Annotated in this window: 13 protein-coding genes; 8 read left to right on the top strand and 5 right to left on the bottom strand. The window is 64.2% G+C overall.

The genetic code is table 11. The features are described 5' to 3' along the window. Positions 1-29 precede the first annotated feature (29 nt). On the top strand, positions 30-662 hold the full coding sequence (locus GGR33_RS24820) for an invasion associated locus B family protein (RefSeq protein WP_183513401.1): 633 nt from the start codon (positions 30-32) through the stop codon (positions 660-662). A gap of 97 nt (positions 663-759) precedes the next feature. Here GGR33_RS24820 and GGR33_RS24815 read toward each other — a convergent pair whose 3' ends face one another. Further along, positions 760-1,359, bottom strand: coding sequence for a TetR/AcrR family transcriptional regulator (locus GGR33_RS24815; RefSeq protein ID WP_183513421.1), 600 nt, complete (start codon positions 1,357-1,359; stop codon positions 760-762). 88 nt (positions 1,360-1,447) lie between these two features. On the opposite strand from GGR33_RS24815, the gene GGR33_RS24810 reads away from it, so the two are divergent. Then, positions 1,448-2,710, top strand: coding sequence for an efflux RND transporter periplasmic adaptor subunit (locus GGR33_RS24810; protein ID WP_183513400.1), 1,263 nt, complete (start codon positions 1,448-1,450; stop codon positions 2,708-2,710). Positions 2,711-2,800: 90 nt separating this feature from the next. Continuing rightward, positions 2,801-5,995, top strand: coding sequence for an efflux RND transporter permease subunit (locus GGR33_RS24805; protein ID WP_183513399.1), 3,195 nt, complete (start codon positions 2,801-2,803; stop codon positions 5,993-5,995). A gap of 82 nt (positions 5,996-6,077) precedes the next feature. Here GGR33_RS24805 and GGR33_RS26485 read toward each other — a convergent pair whose 3' ends face one another. From GGR33_RS26485 to GGR33_RS24785, 4 genes are all read right to left on the bottom strand, one after another. Beyond that, positions 6,078-7,385 (bottom strand): c-type cytochrome, encoded by a 1,308-nt coding sequence (locus GGR33_RS26485; protein WP_183513398.1) that lies wholly within the window; start codon positions 7,383-7,385, stop codon positions 6,078-6,080. Between the two features lie 4 nt (positions 7,386-7,389). Further along, on the bottom strand, positions 7,390-9,549 hold the full coding sequence (locus tag GGR33_RS24795) for a xanthine dehydrogenase family protein molybdopterin-binding subunit (protein WP_183513397.1): 2,160 nt from the start codon (positions 9,547-9,549) through the stop codon (positions 7,390-7,392). A gap of 11 nt (positions 9,550-9,560) precedes the next feature. Continuing rightward, a complete protein-coding gene (locus GGR33_RS24790; RefSeq protein ID WP_183513396.1) occupies positions 9,561-10,013 on the bottom strand; it encodes a (2Fe-2S)-binding protein in 453 nt (150 codons plus the stop codon). Positions 10,014-10,221: 208 nt separating this feature from the next. Further along, the gene (locus GGR33_RS24785; RefSeq protein ID WP_183513395.1) at positions 10,222-10,824 is read right to left on the bottom strand and encodes a TetR/AcrR family transcriptional regulator; all 603 of its coding nucleotides are present in this window, start codon (positions 10,822-10,824) and stop codon (positions 10,222-10,224) included. A 417-nt stretch (positions 10,825-11,241) separates the two neighbouring features. On the opposite strand from GGR33_RS24785, the gene GGR33_RS26480 reads away from it, so the two are divergent. From GGR33_RS26480 to GGR33_RS24760, 5 genes are all read left to right on the top strand, one after another. Next, the gene (locus GGR33_RS26480; protein WP_183513394.1) at positions 11,242-12,474 is read left to right on the top strand and encodes a tyrosine-type recombinase/integrase; all 1,233 of its coding nucleotides are present in this window, start codon (positions 11,242-11,244) and stop codon (positions 12,472-12,474) included. Further along, positions 12,467-12,931, top strand: coding sequence for a hypothetical protein (locus GGR33_RS24775; protein ID WP_183513393.1), 465 nt, complete (start codon positions 12,467-12,469; stop codon positions 12,929-12,931). Before GGR33_RS26480 ends, GGR33_RS24775 begins: the two co-directional genes overlap by 8 nt. A gap of 71 nt (positions 12,932-13,002) precedes the next feature. Beyond that, positions 13,003-13,218, top strand: a complete 216-nt coding sequence (locus GGR33_RS24770) for a DNA-binding protein (protein WP_183513392.1) — start codon at positions 13,003-13,005, stop codon at positions 13,216-13,218. Between the two features lie 638 nt (positions 13,219-13,856). Then, positions 13,857-14,690 (top strand): hypothetical protein, encoded by an 834-nt coding sequence (locus GGR33_RS24765; RefSeq protein ID WP_183513391.1) that lies wholly within the window; start codon positions 13,857-13,859, stop codon positions 14,688-14,690. Between the two features lie 1,701 nt (positions 14,691-16,391). Then, positions 16,392-16,724 carry a hypothetical protein gene (locus GGR33_RS24760; RefSeq protein WP_183513390.1) on the top strand — a complete coding sequence of 111 codons (333 nt, stop codon included), beginning with the start codon at positions 16,392-16,394 and terminating at the stop codon, positions 16,722-16,724. The last annotated feature ends 30 nt before the right edge of the window (positions 16,725-16,754 follow it).

Below are 16,754 nucleotides of genomic sequence, written 5' to 3'. Positions count from 1 at the left end.
TTCTCATTCCCCTCTTCAGGCCAGCCGCCATGTTCCGCTTTGTCACGCTTCCCCGGACGGCAACCCTTGCGCTTGCCCTGCCAGCGACAGTCGCGCTGCTTGCCGCCGGGCTGACCTGGCCGGTCGGTGCCCAGCCGAACAAGCCCGCGTCACCGGCCGCTCCGCAGGCGGCGCCCCAACCCGCGCCGCGGGTCGTCCCGGCCGAGCCTGGCGCGACCACGGCAAGCTTCGGCGACTGGGTGCTGCGGTGCCAGCGCGGTGGCACGGCGGAGAAGCCGGTCCGCGTCTGCGAGGTCGGCCAGACCATGCAGGTCCAGGGACAGAACCAGCCCATCGCCCAGATCGCCATCGGCCGAACCGGAGCTACCGAGCCATTGCAGGTCACCGTGGTGCTCCCTGCCAACGTCGCCTTCCCGAGCACCGTGCGCCTGCTCGCCGAGGAGAAGGACAACAATGGTGTAGAGTTGCCCTGGCGCCGTTGCTTGCCCGGCGCCTGCATCGCCGATGCCGCGGCCAAGGATGAGGCCCTCAAGCGCTGGCGTGCCGCCAGCGAACCAGGCCGCATAACCTTCAAGAACGCCGCTGGCCAGGAGGTTGCCATCCCGCTCTCATGGCGAGGACTGCCGCAAGCCCTTGATGCTCTGGGTAGAGAGCTGGGTTGAACTCGCGGTCGGTGGCTCGAAATCTGAATGTCTGCTCCAAGGGAGCGCACGGGCGAATGCAGCTATTCCGCTTCCGGCCGTCTTCTGACCTATAGGATCAGCTAAGCGCATTACTGGAAAATGCGTGTATCGAGACGCGGGCAACGTCCCGCAGAGCTTCGCGATCGGCTCCCGACGACGCAAGGACGCCCATTCCTGAGGCGACGGTCGAGAGGAAGCGCGCCAGCGCCGAAGGATCGGACTCTTTCGAGAGATCGCCAGTCTGCTTCGCGAGCACGAAGCGTTCCTTGAGGTCCCGCTCGGTTTCCGCGCGCTTGGCCGCGAGCTCGAAGGGGATGCTCTCCGACCCTTCCCCGCAGGCGAGGCCACCCTGGACGAGCAGGCAGCCGGGGGGATTAGCGGGATCGGTGTGGCTTTCGGCGATGCTGGAGAGGAAACGCTCGGCCACGTCGCGGGCCGTCTTGCCGGCCAGCACGTAGCGCATATGTTCGGACCGCTTCTGCGCATAGCGGTCGAGCGCCGCCTTGAGCAGGCCCTCCTTGCTTCCGAAGGCCGCGTAGAGGCTCGGTGGCTTGATGCCCATCGCCTTGGTGAGCATCGCGAGGCTCGATCCGTCGTAGCCGTGGCGCCAGAACACCTCCATCGCCTCGTCGAGGGCCTTGTCCGTGCAGAAGGACCGGGGGCGCCCCATCACCATTGCGCGCAAGCTCCAATTTCTTTATCGAGCGATAAATAAGCATCTTGACGGCCGGCGTCCATGCCGACATGTGTAGCGAACCGTACATATGTCGGAGTCGGTCGTGAACCCTGATCGTTCCCCATCCCTATCGCGCTTCCTCTTCCGCCGCAGCTTCGGGATCGGAATGGTGGCCGTGCTCCTCGCGAGCGCATCCTATCGCCTTGCACCGCCTTCGATGTTCCACAGCGCCGAGGCGGTTGCCGCGCCGGCTCCCGCCGAGCAGGCCGTCCCCGCCGCCGTCGCCACGGTGGAGCCGCGCAACGTCGTCCTTTGGGACGAGTTTTCGGGCCGCCTCGAGGCCGTCGACCGCATCGATGTGCGGGCCAGGGTCGGCGGCGCGGTCCAGTCCACGCACTTCGCGGAAGGCGAGCTGGTCAAACCCGGCGACTTGCTGGTGACGATCGACCCGGCCCCTTACGCCGCCGAAGTCCAGCGCCTGGAGGCGCAGGTTGCAAGTGCGGAGGCGCGTGTCTCGCTGACGACCAGCGATTTGGAGCGCGGCAGGCGGCTGTCGGATCAGGCCATCGTCACGGTTCGCGATCTCGACGTGCGCGCCAATGCGTTCAAGGAGGCGAAAGCCGCCCTCGACGGCGCCAAGGCCGCCCTGGAAACGGCCCGGTTGAACCTCGGATACACGCAGGTCCGCGCCGCTGTCGGTGGCCGCGTCGGACGCCGCGAGATCACGCCCGGCAATCTGGTGACGGCCGGCGCTGGCGGAGCCGTGCTCACGACCCTCGTCTCGGTCGATCCCGTCTATGCGGGCTTCGATGCGAACGAGACGATCGTCTTGAAGGCGCTGGCGTCCATCACCGACCCGAAGGGTGGTCGCGGGAAGCTCGATCGCATCCCGGTCGAGATGGTCACGTCCGATGGTATCACCTCGAAGGGCCATCTTCAGTTCATCGACAACAAGGTCGACGCGCATAGCGGGACGGTCCGGGTTCGCGCGACCTTCGAGAATGGCGATGGGCGCCTGATCCCCGGCCAGTTCGCTCGCATGCGGCTCGGTCAAGCCCGGCCGGAGAGGCTGCTTCTCGTGGACGAGCGCGCCATCGGCACGGATCAGGACAAGAAGTTCGTCCTCGTTGTCGGCGCGGACAGCCGGGCGGAGTTCCGCGCCGTCATCCTCGGCCGGGCCGTCGACGGGCTGCGCGTCGTGACCTCGGGGCTCACCGGTGGCGAGCGCATCGTGGTCAATGGGCTGCAGCGCGTGCGTCCGGGCAGCCTCGTCAAGTCCGAGGACATCGCCATGGGTGCTCGGCCGGACAGCCAGCCCACGCGCAAGCTCGCGAACGCCGACCCCGGCTAACACCCGCCCTTCGCGCCTCATCGACATTCCGGGTAGCCGCCGCGCGGCTGCCCTCTCTCCCCACGTCTCTATTCGCCCGCGGAGGGCGGCATGAACCTCTCCAAGTTCTTCATCGACCGCCCGATTTTCGCGGGCGTTCTCTCCGTGCTGATCTTCATCGGAGGCCTGCTCTCGCTCTTCGCGATGCCGATCTCCGAATACCCGGACGTGGTGCCCCCGTCCGTCGTCGTGCGCGCGACTTTCCCGGGCGCCAATCCGAAGGTCATCGTCGAGACGGTGGCAACGCCGATCGAAGAGCAGATCAACGGCGTCGAGGGCATGCTCTACATGTCGAGCCAGGCGACGACCGACGGCATCATGACGCTGACGGTCACCTTCAAGCTCGGCACCGATCCCGACAAGGCCCAGCAACTCGTCCAGAACCGCGTCTCGCAGGCGGAGCCGCGCCTGCCGGCGGTCGTGCGCCAGCTCGGCATCGTCACGGTGAAGTCGTCGCCCGACCTGACCATGGTCGTGCACCTCGTCTCGCCCAACGGGCGCTACGACATGACCTATCTGCGCAACTACGCGGTCCTGAATATCAAGGACCGCCTCGCGCGCCTCGACGGCGTCGGACAGGTTCAGCTCTTCGGCTCCGGCGACTATTCGATGCGCATCTGGCTCGACCCGCAGAAGGTGGCCGAGCATGGACTGTCCGCGGGCGGCGTCGTGCGCGAGATCCAGGCCCAGAACGTCGAGGCTGCGGCCGGCGTCATCGGCTCGTCTCCGGCAGTGCCCGGCCTCGACCTGCAGCTCTCGCTCAACGCCGAGGGGCGCCTGAACAGCGAGGAGCAGTTCGGCGAGATCGTCGTGAAGACGGGTGCGGATGGCGAGATCACGCGCCTGCGCGACGTTGCGCGGATCGAGCTCGGCGCCTCGGACTATGCGCTCCGCTCGCTGCTCGACAACAAGTCGGCAGTCGCGATCCCAATCTCGCAGTCGCCGGGCTCGAACGCGATCCAGATCTCGGACGAGGTCCGCCGGACCATGGCCGAGATCAAGAAGAACATGCCGGAAGGCGTCGACTACCAGATCGTCTACGATCCGACGCAGTTCGTGCGGGCCTCCATCGAGGCGGTGATCCACACGCTGCTGGAAGCGATCGCCCTCGTCGTGCTCGTGGTGATCCTGTTTCTGCAAACCTGGCGGGCCTCGATCATCCCGCTGCTCGCCGTGCCGGTCTCGATCGTCGGTACCTTCGCGGTGATGCATGTCTTCGGATTCTCGATCAACGCGCTGAGCCTGTTCGGCCTCGTGCTCGCCATCGGCATCGTCGTCGACGACGCGATCGTCGTGGTCGAGAACGTCGAGCGCAACATCGAGGCCGGGCTTTCGCCGCGCGATGCCAGCTATCAGGCGATGAGGGAGGTCTCCGGGCCGATCATCGCCATCGCTCTGGTGCTCGTCGCCGTCTTTGTGCCCCTGGCCTTCATCAGCGGCCTCACGGGTCAGTTCTACAAGCAGTTCGCCCTGACCATCGCGATCTCGACGGTCATCTCGGCGATCAACTCGCTGACCCTGTCGCCGGCCCTGTCGGCGCTGCTGCTGAAGGACCATCACGCGCCGAAGGACCGCCTGACCCGGGTGCTCGACACGCTGCTCGGCTGGTTCTTTCGCCGCTTCAACCAGGCCTTCGGCAAGGCCTCGAACGGATATGGTCGCGGCGTCGGCTTCGTCGTCTCTCGTAGGGCGGTGATGATGGTGCTCTATGCCGGGCTCGTCGGCCTCACCGTCGTGCTGTTCCGCCAGATCCCCGGCGGCTTCGTCCCCGGCCAGGACAAGCAGTACCTCGTCGGCTTCGCGCAGCTGCCCGACGGCGCCACCCTCGACCGAACGGAGGAGGTGATCCGCAAGATGAGCGAGATCGCCCTCAAGGAGCCGGGCGTGGAGAGCGCCGTCGCCTTCCCGGGCCTCTCGATCAACGGTTTCACCAACAGCTCGAACTCGGGAATCGTGTTCTCGACGCTGAAGCCGTTCGACGAGCGCAAGGGCTCGTCGCTGAGCGGCGCGGCTATCGCGATGTCGCTGAACAAGAAATACGCGGCGATCCCCGAGGCCTTCATCGCGATGTTCCCGCCGCCGCCGGTCAACGGGCTCGGCACGATCGGCGGCTTCAAGCTCCAGATCGAGGATCGGGCCGGTCTCGGCTACGAGGCGCTCAACGACGCCACCAAAGCTTTCATGGCCAAGGCGATGCAGGCGCCGGAGCTGGCAGGGCTCTTTTCGAGCTTCCAGATGAATGTGCCGCAGCTCTTCGCGGATATCGACCGCACCAAGGCGCGTCAGCTGCGCATCCCCGTCACGGACGTGTTCGACACGCTGCAGATCTATCTCGGCTCGCTCTACGTCAACGACTTCAACAAGTTCGGACGCACCTACTCGGTGCGCGTCCAAGCCGACGCGCCGTTCCGCGCCCGCTCGGACGATGTCGGGTTGCTCAAGGTCCGGGCCGGCTCCGGGGAGATGGTGCCACTCTCGGCCCTCCTGCGCGTACGACAGACGGCCGGCCCCGAACGGGCCATGCGCTACAATGGCTTTCTCTCGGCGGACGTGAATGCCGGTGCCGCGCCCGGCTACTCGTCGGGACAGGCACAGGCCGCGGCCACACGCATCGCCGCGGAGACCCTGCCGCGGGGCTTCACCTTCGAATGGACCGACCTGACCTACCAGGAGTTCATCGCCGGCAATTCCGGGATCTGGGTGTTCCCGCTCGCCCTGATCCTGGTCTTCCTCGTTTTGGCGGCACAGTACGAGAGCCTGGCGTTGCCCTTGGCGATCCTGATGATCGTGCCGATGGGCCTGCTTGCGGCGATGTTCGGCGTCTGGCTGTCGGCTGGCGACAACAACGTCTTCACGCAGATCGGTCTGATCGTCCTCGTGGGATTGTCGGCGAAGAACGCGATCCTGATCGTGGAATTCGCCCGCGAATTGGAGTTCGCCGGTCGCACGCCGTTCGAGGCTGCCATCGAGGCGAGCCGCCTGCGGCTGCGTCCGATCCTGATGACCTCGATGGCCTTCATCATGGGCGTGCTGCCCCTGGTGACGGCGACGGGGGCCGGCGCGGAGATGCGCAACGCCATGGGCGTCGCCGTGTTCTCCGGCATGATCGGCGTCACCGCCTTCGGGCTGTTCCTGACACCGGTCTTCTACGTGCTGCTGCGTCGTCTGAGCGGCAACAAGGCGCTGAAGCATCACGGCAGCACGGCGGCGCCGATCGCGCACGATCAGGTCGCCGAGCCGGCCTAGCGTCGCCCGGCCCAATCCCCGGAACGAGACCGCGACGGCCCAGTTGCCGCCGCGGTCTCTCGGGCGTTCAGCGCCCCCGACGCTAGTGCGGAGTCCGCCGCTCCCGAACCGCCGTCGCGGTGACTTGGCCCGGCTTTCCGCCGAAATGGCCGATCACGTAGTTCGCGACGGAGGCAAGTTCGGCATCACTGTAGCTGTCGGCGAAGCTCGGCATGAAACCGCGCCCTTTGCTCGTCTTGAGGTCGGCGCCCTCCAGCATCACGCGAACGAGGTTGGTGCCCGCCGGATCGTTGACGGCCTGGCTGCCGGCGAGGGAAGCGTAGTGAGTCTGGCGGCCGCCGCCGTTCCACTGGTGGCATGAGGCGCAGGCGCCCTCGAAGATTCGCTGGCCGGCTTGGTTTCCGGTGTCGACTGAGCCCGGCTTCCAAGCGACGGATGACGTCATCGTCCCCGGGGCCGGATTGACCTCGGTGCCCGGCTTGCCGGTCCTCGGCTCGACCTTGCGGAGATAGGCGACCAGGGCAGCGATGTCCTCGCGCGGCAGGTATTGCAGGCTGTTTGCGATGACCTCGGCCATGGGGCCGGCGGCCGATCCGCGGCCCGGCGCATGGCCGGTCGAGAGATAGGCCGTGAGCTGGTCGTCGCTCCAGTCGCCGATGCCGTAACCCTTGTCGGTGGTGATGTTGTAGGCGTGCCAGCCCTCCAGCATGGCGCCGCCGAAATGCTTCGACATCGCCATGGCGAAGCCGACGTTGCGTGGGGTGTGGCATTCGCCGCAATGGCCCAGCGCCGTCGCGAGATACTCGCCCCGGTTCTCGACCGCACTCGCCTTGGGCTCCGGGCGGAAGCGCTTTTGGTCGAGGAAGGCGAGGTTCCAGAAGGCCAGCGTCCAGCGCTGGTTGAATGGGAAGGCCAGAGTGTTGGGCGTCGCCGGGGCGCGAGCGCTCGGGAGCGAGAAAAGGAAGGCCTTCATCGCGACGATGTCGTCGCGGCTGAGCCCCGTATACGAGGAGTAGGGGAAGGCCGGGTAGAGATGCGATCCGTCCTTGGCGACACCCTTGTGCAGGGCGCGCACGAAGTCGTCGTCGCTCCACGTGCCGATGCCGGTTTCGCGATCGGCGGTGATGTTCGTCGAGTAGATCGTTCCGAACGGCAGCGTGAAAGCGCGGCCGCCTGCGAAAGGCTTGCCGCCCGGAGTGTCGTGGCAGGCCGCGCAATCGGCGGCCTTCACGAGATAGTCGCCCCTGGCGATCAGCTCCGGAGTGTGCGGAACGTCCGGGGCCGAGATCCCGCGGTCCCGGTCGTAGAGGCGCCAGCCCACGAAGCCGGCGCCGGCGAGGGCGACGACCGACGTGGCCGCGATGAGGGATTTGAGGAAGCGGCGGGCCACGGCGTCACCCCACCTTCGCGTTGCTGAGGATCGGCAGCGTGCGTACGCGCCGGCCGCTCGCGGCGAAGACCGCGTTGGCGACGGCCGGAAAGGCCGCGGCCGTTCCGGTCTCGCCGAGACCGCCGGGTTTCTCGCTGCTGTCGACGAGATGGACCTCGATAGGCGGCGTCTCGTTCATGCGCAACATGCGGTAGGTGTTGAAGTTCGACTGCTGCACCCGGCCCTTGTCGAGCGTGATCTCCCCGTAGAGCGCCGCCGTCAGCCCGAAGACGAGTCCGCCCTCGATCTGCGCCTTGACGGAATCGGGATTGATCACCTGCCCGCAGTCGAGCGCGGCCACGATCCGGCGCAGTCTGACGTCGCCGCCCTCGGCAACCTCCGCCTCGCAGACGACGGAGAGGAACGAGCCGAAGGCGTTCTCCAGCATGATCCCGCGGCCGACGCCCTTGGGCAGCGGCGCGCCCCAGCCGGCCTTTTCGGCCGCGAGCTCCAGCACCTTCAGCGAGCGCGGGTTCTTGGCGAGAAGCGGCTTGCGGAAAGCCACCGGGTCCTGCTTGGCGGCATGGGCAAGCTCGTCGATGAACCCTTCCACGACGAAGACGTTGTGCGCCGGTCCGACGCCGCGCCACCAGGCCGTCACGACCCCAGGCGGCTCGTGGCGCACCCAGGACACGTGATGAGCAGGGATTTCGTAGGGAGTCTCCTCTGCGCATTCGACGGTATCGGGGTCGAGCCCGTTCGGCTTCATGCCGGGCGGCGCCCAGCGGGCCATCACAGTCGACCCGGTGACCTTGTGCGTCCAGCCGACGATGCGGCCCTTGGCATCGAGGCCTGCCGAGACCTGGTCGTAGTAGTACGGCCGGAAGCGGTCGTGCCGGATGTCGGTCTCGCGCGACCAGATCATCTTGAGCGGGTAGGGGACCTGCTTCGCCAGAGCCGTCGCGATGCCGACATACTCCGCCTCGAGCCGGCGCCCGAAGCCGCCACCAATCATGTGGCTATGGATGGTGACCTTGGCCTTTTCGACACCGGCCGCCTTGGCCGCCTCGTCCTGCGCGCGGCCCGGCACCTGCGTTCCGCACCAGACCTCGACGCCGTCGGGCTTCACGTGGACGGTACAGTTGATGGGCTCCATCGGCGCGTGGGACAGGAACGGCAGCTGATAGACCGCATCGAGCTTGACCGCCGCGCCGGAGATCGCAGCCGGGGCATCGCCCTCGGCCTTGGCGACGATCCCGTTGCCGCGGGAGGCGACGCGATGGCCTTCGACGATCTCGGCCTGCGAGAGCCGGGCGTTGGGGCCGAGATCCCACTCGATCTCGAGCGCGTCCAGGCCCTTCTGCGCGGCTCCGAAATGATCGCCGACCACGGCGACGCCGTTGTCGAGCTTGAGCACGGCGACGACGCCCTTGATCTTCCGCGCGGCGACGTCCTCAACCTTGCGGAGCTTGCCGCCGAGAACGGGGCACATTGCCACGCTGGCGACCTTCTGCCCCGGCACTTGAACGTCGATGCCGTAGACGGTGCCGCCATTGACCTTGGTCGCCGTGTCGAGCCGCTTCTGCGGCGTGCCGATCAGCTTCCAGGTCTCCTTCGGCTTGAGGGGCGCATCAGCGGGCAACGGCAGGGTGGCGGCGAGTGCAGCCAGCGACCCGTAGGTGGCCGAGCGTCCAGAAGCGGCGTGGTGGACGGTACCGCGCTCGACCGTGCAGGTCGCGGCATCCACGCCCCATTGCTGGGAGGCAGCCTGGACGAGCACCGAGCGGGTGATCGCCGCGGTCTTGCGGAACTGCTCCCAGTCGCCGCGGATCGAGGTCGAGCCGCCCGTCGCCTGGGTCATCAGCACGGGGCTCGCGTAGAGCTTCTCGTCCGGTGGAGCGAATTCCGGCGTGACCTGATCGAGACCCACGTCGAGTTCCTCGGCGAGCAGCATGGAGGCCCCGGTCCAGATGCCCTGGCCCATCTCGACGTCGCGCATGATCAAGGTGATCTTGCCGTCACCGGCGATGCGGATGAAGGCGTTCGGAGCGAACTCGGCGCCGGCGGCGCGCGCAACACGCGGCCCCGCCGGGAGTGATGCGGCAACGACGAGCGCGCCGACGCCCGTCAGGAAGCCACGGCGATGGAGCGGCGCGAAATCGCGATCGGAGAGAGGCTTGTTCATGGGTCGCCTCCTCAGGCCGTCGCTGCGTGCTTGATGGCGGCGCGGATCCGCGGATAGGTGCCACATCGACAGATGTTGCCGCTCATCGCGGTATCGATGTCGCCGTCGCTCGGCTTGGGATTGCCGGCGAGAAGCGCCGCGGCCGACATGATCTGGCCAGACTGGCAGTAGCCGCACTGCACGACTTCGAGGTCGAGCCACGCCTTCTGGATCTTCGCGCCGGCCTCGGTCTCGCCGATCGCCTCGATCGTCGTGATCTTGCGGCCGGCGACGTCGCCGATGGCGGTGACGCAGGAGCGGATCGGTTCACCATCCAGATGGACGGTGCAGCAGCCGCACAAGGCCACGCCGCAGCCGAATTTCGTGCCCGTCAGTCCGGCCACGTCGCGCAACACCCACAGGAGGGGCGTGTCGTCAGCGACATCGAAGTCGCGCGTGCGTCCGTTGATCTCGATCGATGGCATGGAGGCAATCCTTCGAAGGTGACGGGGGGGGCCCGACGGGGCAGGTGGTTCAGTGAGCGACCCGCAATCCCGGATTTGCAGGGTGCGGGCAGCGGCGAGGGGAATGCGCTGGCTTCAAAATCGTGACCGGACCAATTCAAAAATTAGACCAGTCGAATATTCGTTCCGTGGGTAGCTCCGATCTGCCTGCATGGTGTGCCTCACGACGTCAGGAAGAGGGACGGTCGAGGAGGCGTCTGGTCGCCACCATCGCGGAATCGAACGGTGCGGTAGAGCGGACGATCTTCGCCCTCAGGCTCGCACCGAGCCAGAGATGGTAGAGCGTCTCGGCAAGGCTGCGTGGATCATCGGGGATCGTGAGCGATCCATCGGCGACGCCGTTCTCGATCGCCTCGGTGAGGCGCCCGATGATCCCGGCCGTGCCGCTCTTCAGGACTGCCCGCATCGCCTCGGAGAGGTCCGCGACCTCGGCGCCGAGTTTAACGGCGAGGCATTTGCCCTGGCAGTCGAGCGCTCCCTGGTTCTCCTGCCATTGGCGAAAATATGCAATCAAGCGCTCAGCAAAGGTGAGATCCCCCATCGCGAAGATCTCATCGACCCCCGCGAGGTAGCTGTCGAAGTAGTCCTTCAAAAGCGCCTCGCCGAAGGCATCCTTCGAGCCGAAATAGTGATAGAACGAGCCCTTCGGCACGCCCGCAGCCACGAGGATCTCGTTCAGCCCGACCGCCGAAAACCCTTTCGCCGCCATGATTGATTGGGCGGTTGAAAGAATGCCGTGGCGAACGTCGCCTGTTTCTCTCGCCGTCGTCATGGCGAATAAATAGCTCGAACTAGACCGGTCGTCTAGACCCCATATTTGGCGGCTGAGGCTTCACGCGTTCAGGCGCTCCAGCAACTCAATGCGGACTACATCAGGCCCGTCGAGGGTGCGAAGATCGAAAACCCGAATTATGGAGTAGCTGCAATGAGATAAGTGGTGAGCGCGCTGGGACTCGAACCCAGGACCTACAGATTAAAAGTCCTTTTCGCCCCTATCTCAGGACATAACAAATCTAAACGTCCGACTGCCCACAAGGCATTGATGCGATTGAAATTGACGGGCAGTGATTGGAAACGTTATTACCACGGGGTAACGGCCCTTAACGGGCCATGCGCGTTACCCCTGAGCTACCCCGCGAGGATCAACAGATCCTGCGCCGGCATGTCTTAGCGGGCCTTTGGAGCCGCTGTGCCGACCTTCACTGCCCGATCAATCGAACTAGCCAAGGCCGACCCCGGAAAGCGCCTCGAGCTGCCTGATGCAGCGCTCCCCGGCTTTTACCTGGTAGTGCAGCCATCAGGGGCAAAGTCCTGGGCCGTGCGCTACCGAGCCGACGGGAAGCCGAAAAAGCTAACCATCGGCCCGTATCCGAGACTGGGGTTAGCAGACGCACGAGAGCGGGCTAGGACGGCGCTGCAGGCCGTCTCGGAGGGTAGGGATCCCGGTGCGGAGAAGGCAGCCCTTGCCGTGGAGGAAAGTGCTGCGAAGCGAATCACCTTCGGTGTTGTCGCCGCCGACTTCATCGCCCGATACGCGAAGCCGCGGAACCGCAGCTGGCCGGAAACCGAGCGCCTGCTGACGAAGGCTGATGTCGCGGGATGGCAGGATCGCGACGTGCGGAGCATCGGCCGGCGGGACGTCCTCGATGTCATAGACGGCGTCGTCGAGCGGGGCGCCGCGATTCACGCCAACCGTCTCTTCGCCGCTCTCAGAAAGATGTTCTCGTGGTCCGTCGAGCGGGGCATTCTCGATGCATCGCCGATGGCGACCCTAAAGCCGCCGTCGCCCGAGGTCGCCCGCGATCGCGTCCTCAGCGATGCCGAGCTGCGGGCCATCTGGCTCGCAGCGGAAGGCATGGGCTATCCGTTCGGGCCCTTCGTGCAGCTCCTGGTCCTCACCGGGCAGCGTCGATCTGAGGTGCTCGACGCCGAGTGGCCCGAGTTCGCCGCCGCCGAGCGGGCATGGACGATCCCACGGCACCGCGCAAAGAATGACCGGGCTCACGTTGTGCCGCTCTCGGACGCAGCCTTGATCATTTTGAAGGGACTGCCGCGAATTCAGCGCTCCTCGCAGCCCGACCAACTCTCCCGCTTTCTATTCACTACGACCGGGGACACACCGTTCTCGGGCGTCAGCAAGGCCACCGATCGACTGACAAAGCTTGCTGCAGGCCACATGCCGGAGGGCATTCAGATCGAGCCGTGGCGCCTCCACGATCTGCGACGCACCTTCGCATCCGGCTGCGCCCGCCTCGGTGTTGGGGTCCATGTGGTCGAGAAGGCGCTAAACCACACCTCTGGAACTTTCGGAGGGATTGTTGGTGTGTATCAGCGCTTTGACTTTGCCGACGAGCGTCGCAAAGCCTTAGAGCTTTGGGCAGATCATATCTCAAGGATATCGAAAAGCCGATCAAATGGCTGATAGGCGCAAGCCCCAAATATTCGAAGACTATGATGCAGCAGAACAACACTGGTTGTCGGTCGAGAAAACGTCTCTCAAAGGGACTGACAGGGCCCTAGGCTATCTTGTTTCTGCGGCTGCATTCATCGATCAGCTCGAAATATTGCACTCGGAATCTGGAGATCAGAGATTTCAAGATGCAGTGACAGCCTTGTACGATAATGGGTTTATGAAAGGGGAAAATTGGCGCCAGACCACGCCCTATTATGACATGATAAATGCCGAAGCCCAGTATAAAGCAGATGTTGTAGAGTGTATCGATGGGTTGATTAATGATCTAGGCATCTCACACAGACTTGCATATGCGAATTGTGCCGCGAATTTACGATGGCACGCCAATTCGTTCGAGGCCGCAGTGAAAGCGCTTGAGCGACTGCACCGAGCCCACAGTAAATCCCAGGTTGAAGACATTTCGTAGTTTCGAATGTCCAATGACACAGAATTAGATCCGCCTCATGAGTTTCCCCGTGAGATTAACGGGAGTGAACAATGGACGGGTCGCCGAACTATCTAGCGACGAAGACGGTACTGCACCGCTACGGCGGCATCTCGCAAATGACGCTCTGGCGCTGGGAGCGCGAAGCAACTCTACCTTTCCCCGCACCGCTTATCATCAATCGGCGCAAGTATTACGATCTCGCCAAGATCGAGGATTGGGAGCGTGCGCGCGCGTCCTCCGTGATGCCGCGGGAGAAGGTCGCGTGACCAACAGAGCTCTCCCTGGCGCGGCGCCTGGCGACCAATCGCTCTACGCCGGCCGCGCCCTCCTCGGATTCCTTCGGCCGTCGGTCGGCGGGATCCACGTCTACGCCGCGGACGGAAAGCCGCTCGGGTCCTTCTCAAGCCGAAAAGCCGCCATGGCGGCCCTGACAGCGTCAGTTGCCATAGGGGAAGGCGATGATGGCGACTGAACCTCCGGCGGACCTGTTCTCGCGTGCCGGCATCAGCCTCCCACGGTCGGTCCCGATGCCGACGAAACGCGCCCATAGCCCGATGCACGCCTTAGCGGCCGCACGAGCCGCATCGGGACGCCTTGTAGGCGCCCGCCGCTCCCGGCCGTCGCCGCGAAATAGAGTCGGCACGGCACGCTATATCGGTGCCGCCGAAGTGCTGGCGTTCCCATTAACCCGCAACGTCCGGATCGTCTCGCAGATGAGCGAGCGCATTCCTCCTGGCTATAGCGCAGAGCTTTCGACGATGTGTGATCGTGAAGCTCGCAAGCTTGAGAAACGTCTAATCTATATAGGCATCAACAAGCAATCCGCACGGAGATGTGCTATGGATTTACTACACGAGGTCTACATGAAGCGTGTAATCGAAGCGGAGAGAGGATCCTGATAAATATGGCCCAAGCCACCAAAAGGGCGGCTTGCGCGATCCCCGGACGAGAAAAGGCCCAGGAGCGCCAACTCCCAGGCCCTTCAGATTTCTCAACACCCACTTCCGGACATAGCGCAGCTGCATTCTACCAACAAGCCGCGAACGTTAACCGCGATGGATACGGACGAGACGGATCGCGTCTGATCCGCAACCCTGGTCATCTCAAGCAGTGCATCACAAAGTTGCACGACCTTCATTGGCTGCGCCGCGAGCGAGGCACAAGCTCTGCCGCAGATGAGGCCGGCCTTTACTTTGCGACCGGCGTTCTTGAGGGGAAGATAGCGGCTGCAGATCTCAAATTCATCCGAGACCTTACTAACTGGGCCGAGCGGAACTATCGTCGTCTTGACCCCCTAACTCGTGCGGAGCTCGATATAGACTTGCAGAGGTACGGCGGTGACATCGAGACCACTCAGCGTTGGCTCGGCGAAGCGGTGGCGCTGTTGGATGAGGAGCGCGACAGATTAGAGTTTTGGCTCGCTCTACCCGTTGACCTCTCGGCCGAGGAGTTCGCGGCGAAGCTGAAGGCCAAAGACGCCGAACGCCAGCGCAACAACAGCAAAACGCCACGCGACCAATGCCCAGAACGGGGCCGTCCCGCGGGCATGCCGAAAGCGACCTTCTATGATGGCCTGAAGCGCCAACGCAAACGCATGGCGGCTAAGATCGGCCCGACGCAATTGAGCCGGAAAATTCCTCCGAAAGGGGGGGACAAAAAGGCCGCAAAGCGCCGGAAAATTCCTCCGAACGTCTCCGTAGCGCCAACCCCAGCGACGGTACTTACAAACTCAACCTGAACCGATGAGGGCCTCGTAGGGCACAGGGTCGGGGCGCCTAGGGCGTCCCCGGCCCCCTTCCGTCGTTGGCGCGGGTATGGGCGCATCACTTGTAGACCTAGCATCTCACACCGCGCGAGAAATCTCACGCTAATGCGCCGAGATCTTACGCGCACCCGCCAAATCCTAACGCTTCATCCGATCAGCTAACGAAAACAGGCGATTCCCTTACGACCCGCCGCGAAAGTCCGCCAATCTCCCCTTGGAAGGGGAGGCGGCCTTTCCTCGGCTACTCGATGCCCCTTGGGAATCGAAGCAATGACCTATCCTGAAAGCTCGGCGATACGAGGAAGCGGTGTCGTCGGCACCGGCCCGCATGCCGGTGTCGATGCTCACCACCGAAATCTCCGAGGTCACTGGCAAGCGGCACGAGCACGTGATGCGCGACGCCAGATCGATGCTTGAGGAGCTACATGACGATGATGCCCCCAAATTTGGGGCCATCTACCCCCATCCAAACGGCGAGAGGGTGTGCTCAGATTTGAGCAGACCTGCCGCATCGCGCAGATAAGCCGGCATTCATACTGCCAGGGTCAATTCCTGTTCGAAATGGCTCTCTAGCACACGACATTGACCTCAAGCCGGGCGTCTATCATCCGTTGCACCACGCCCGGGCTAAGTGCTTCGGCGTTGCGGACCCGGCGGGCTTCGAAGATGTCCTTCCGGGTCAGGCCCAGGTCGGCGACAGTTGCTGCCCTGAAACCGTTCCCGTCTGGAACGGTTTTTGGGCGCCCCTCTTGCCCTACCTCGCCCCGCTCCTGCGCGGCGTCGTACTCGTCCGCCAGCCGGCGCTTTGCGGACGCCTCGATCTCAAGGGCAACCGCCTGAACAGCAACCCCCAACTCTTAACAGACGCCCCCGCGTCGTAGAGGCCATGGTCTTCAAGCGCGTCGCTCGTCTCCTCTGAACCGCCTACGTTGCCCGCTCACGCCCGCGGCTACATTCGGGCGCGGGAAGAGGCACAGAAAAGGCACTACGCCGCTCACGGGGCAAGCTCGCGGAACCCACGCCCAAGCCAGAGCGGTAGGCTGGCCCGCATCGGTCCAAAACCTTCAAGGGACCGTATCAGTAGGGAAGTCACCGCGCTAACGACGTAGCCCGGCTTTTGCGCGTTTCTGGTGGTTCGCGTTTTTCGGTTTCGTTTCATATCAGCGCGCGAAGTTCTGGCGCTCCTTTCAATCATAAACGGCTTCAACGCCATTGCGTGAAGGCCTTGCGGGTGCAGGCATACGGCCGCTTAGCGCCCATCTCGGTCGTTCAGGGCAGGCAGTCATTTGCTCCGAAGCGGACGCTTGAGGTTCGGCAGGAGGAGGCTGTAAGCGAGCGTCCTCGCCGTGACGGTAGACGCTCCTGTCCGCGCGCAACATCCTCATGCCACTAGGAAGGAGGTCATTCGTGCGGCCTTCTACGCTCCGACGGACGGCAAACTCATTGATCCAGACATGGCCAAGGAGTTGCATGGCTTCGCCTTGAACGAGCGCAGAGACGACCCAAACAGCGCTGAAAATCGGCCAAGTGGCTCGACTGAGCCAGCGCAACCAAGCCTAAAAACCGGCCCAAGGCGAAGGCGCGTCCAAGATAAGAAAGATATGTATCAAATTACACAATCTTCACTAAAGCGTGATGCGCGTAACTGCAGTGATCTTTTCTCCGAATGATTGATTGTTCACGGCGAACGAAAAATATCAGGAGGAAAATATTATGCGCCTCGCAACAATAGCACTTGCCTCGACGCTCGCTCTCTCGCTGAGCGGAGCCGCCTGGGCTCAGGCTTCGGCTGGCAGCAACAACGGCATGGGCAAGACGAATAGCCAGGAAGGCACCGTCAACAATCCCGGCAGCGTGAATGGCAAAAGCGAAGTTGGATCGTCCTCAACCGGCTCCATGGAAAAGGGCTCCGGCAAGATGATGAAGGGCGACGCGATGAAATCGGGCGCGGGCGTGGAGAAGGGTGGCCAGACCGCGTCTCCCGCCGAGCCGACGCCCGGCCGCTAATCCGGAAACACCGAGACCAGGAGAACCGGG

Source organism: Methylobacterium brachythecii, assembly GCF_014196345.1.
GTDB classification, from domain to species: Bacteria; Pseudomonadota; Alphaproteobacteria; order Rhizobiales; family Beijerinckiaceae; genus Methylobacterium; species Methylobacterium brachythecii.
Note: the sequence above shows the minus strand (reverse complement) of the source record. Positions and strands in the feature narration are given on the sequence as shown.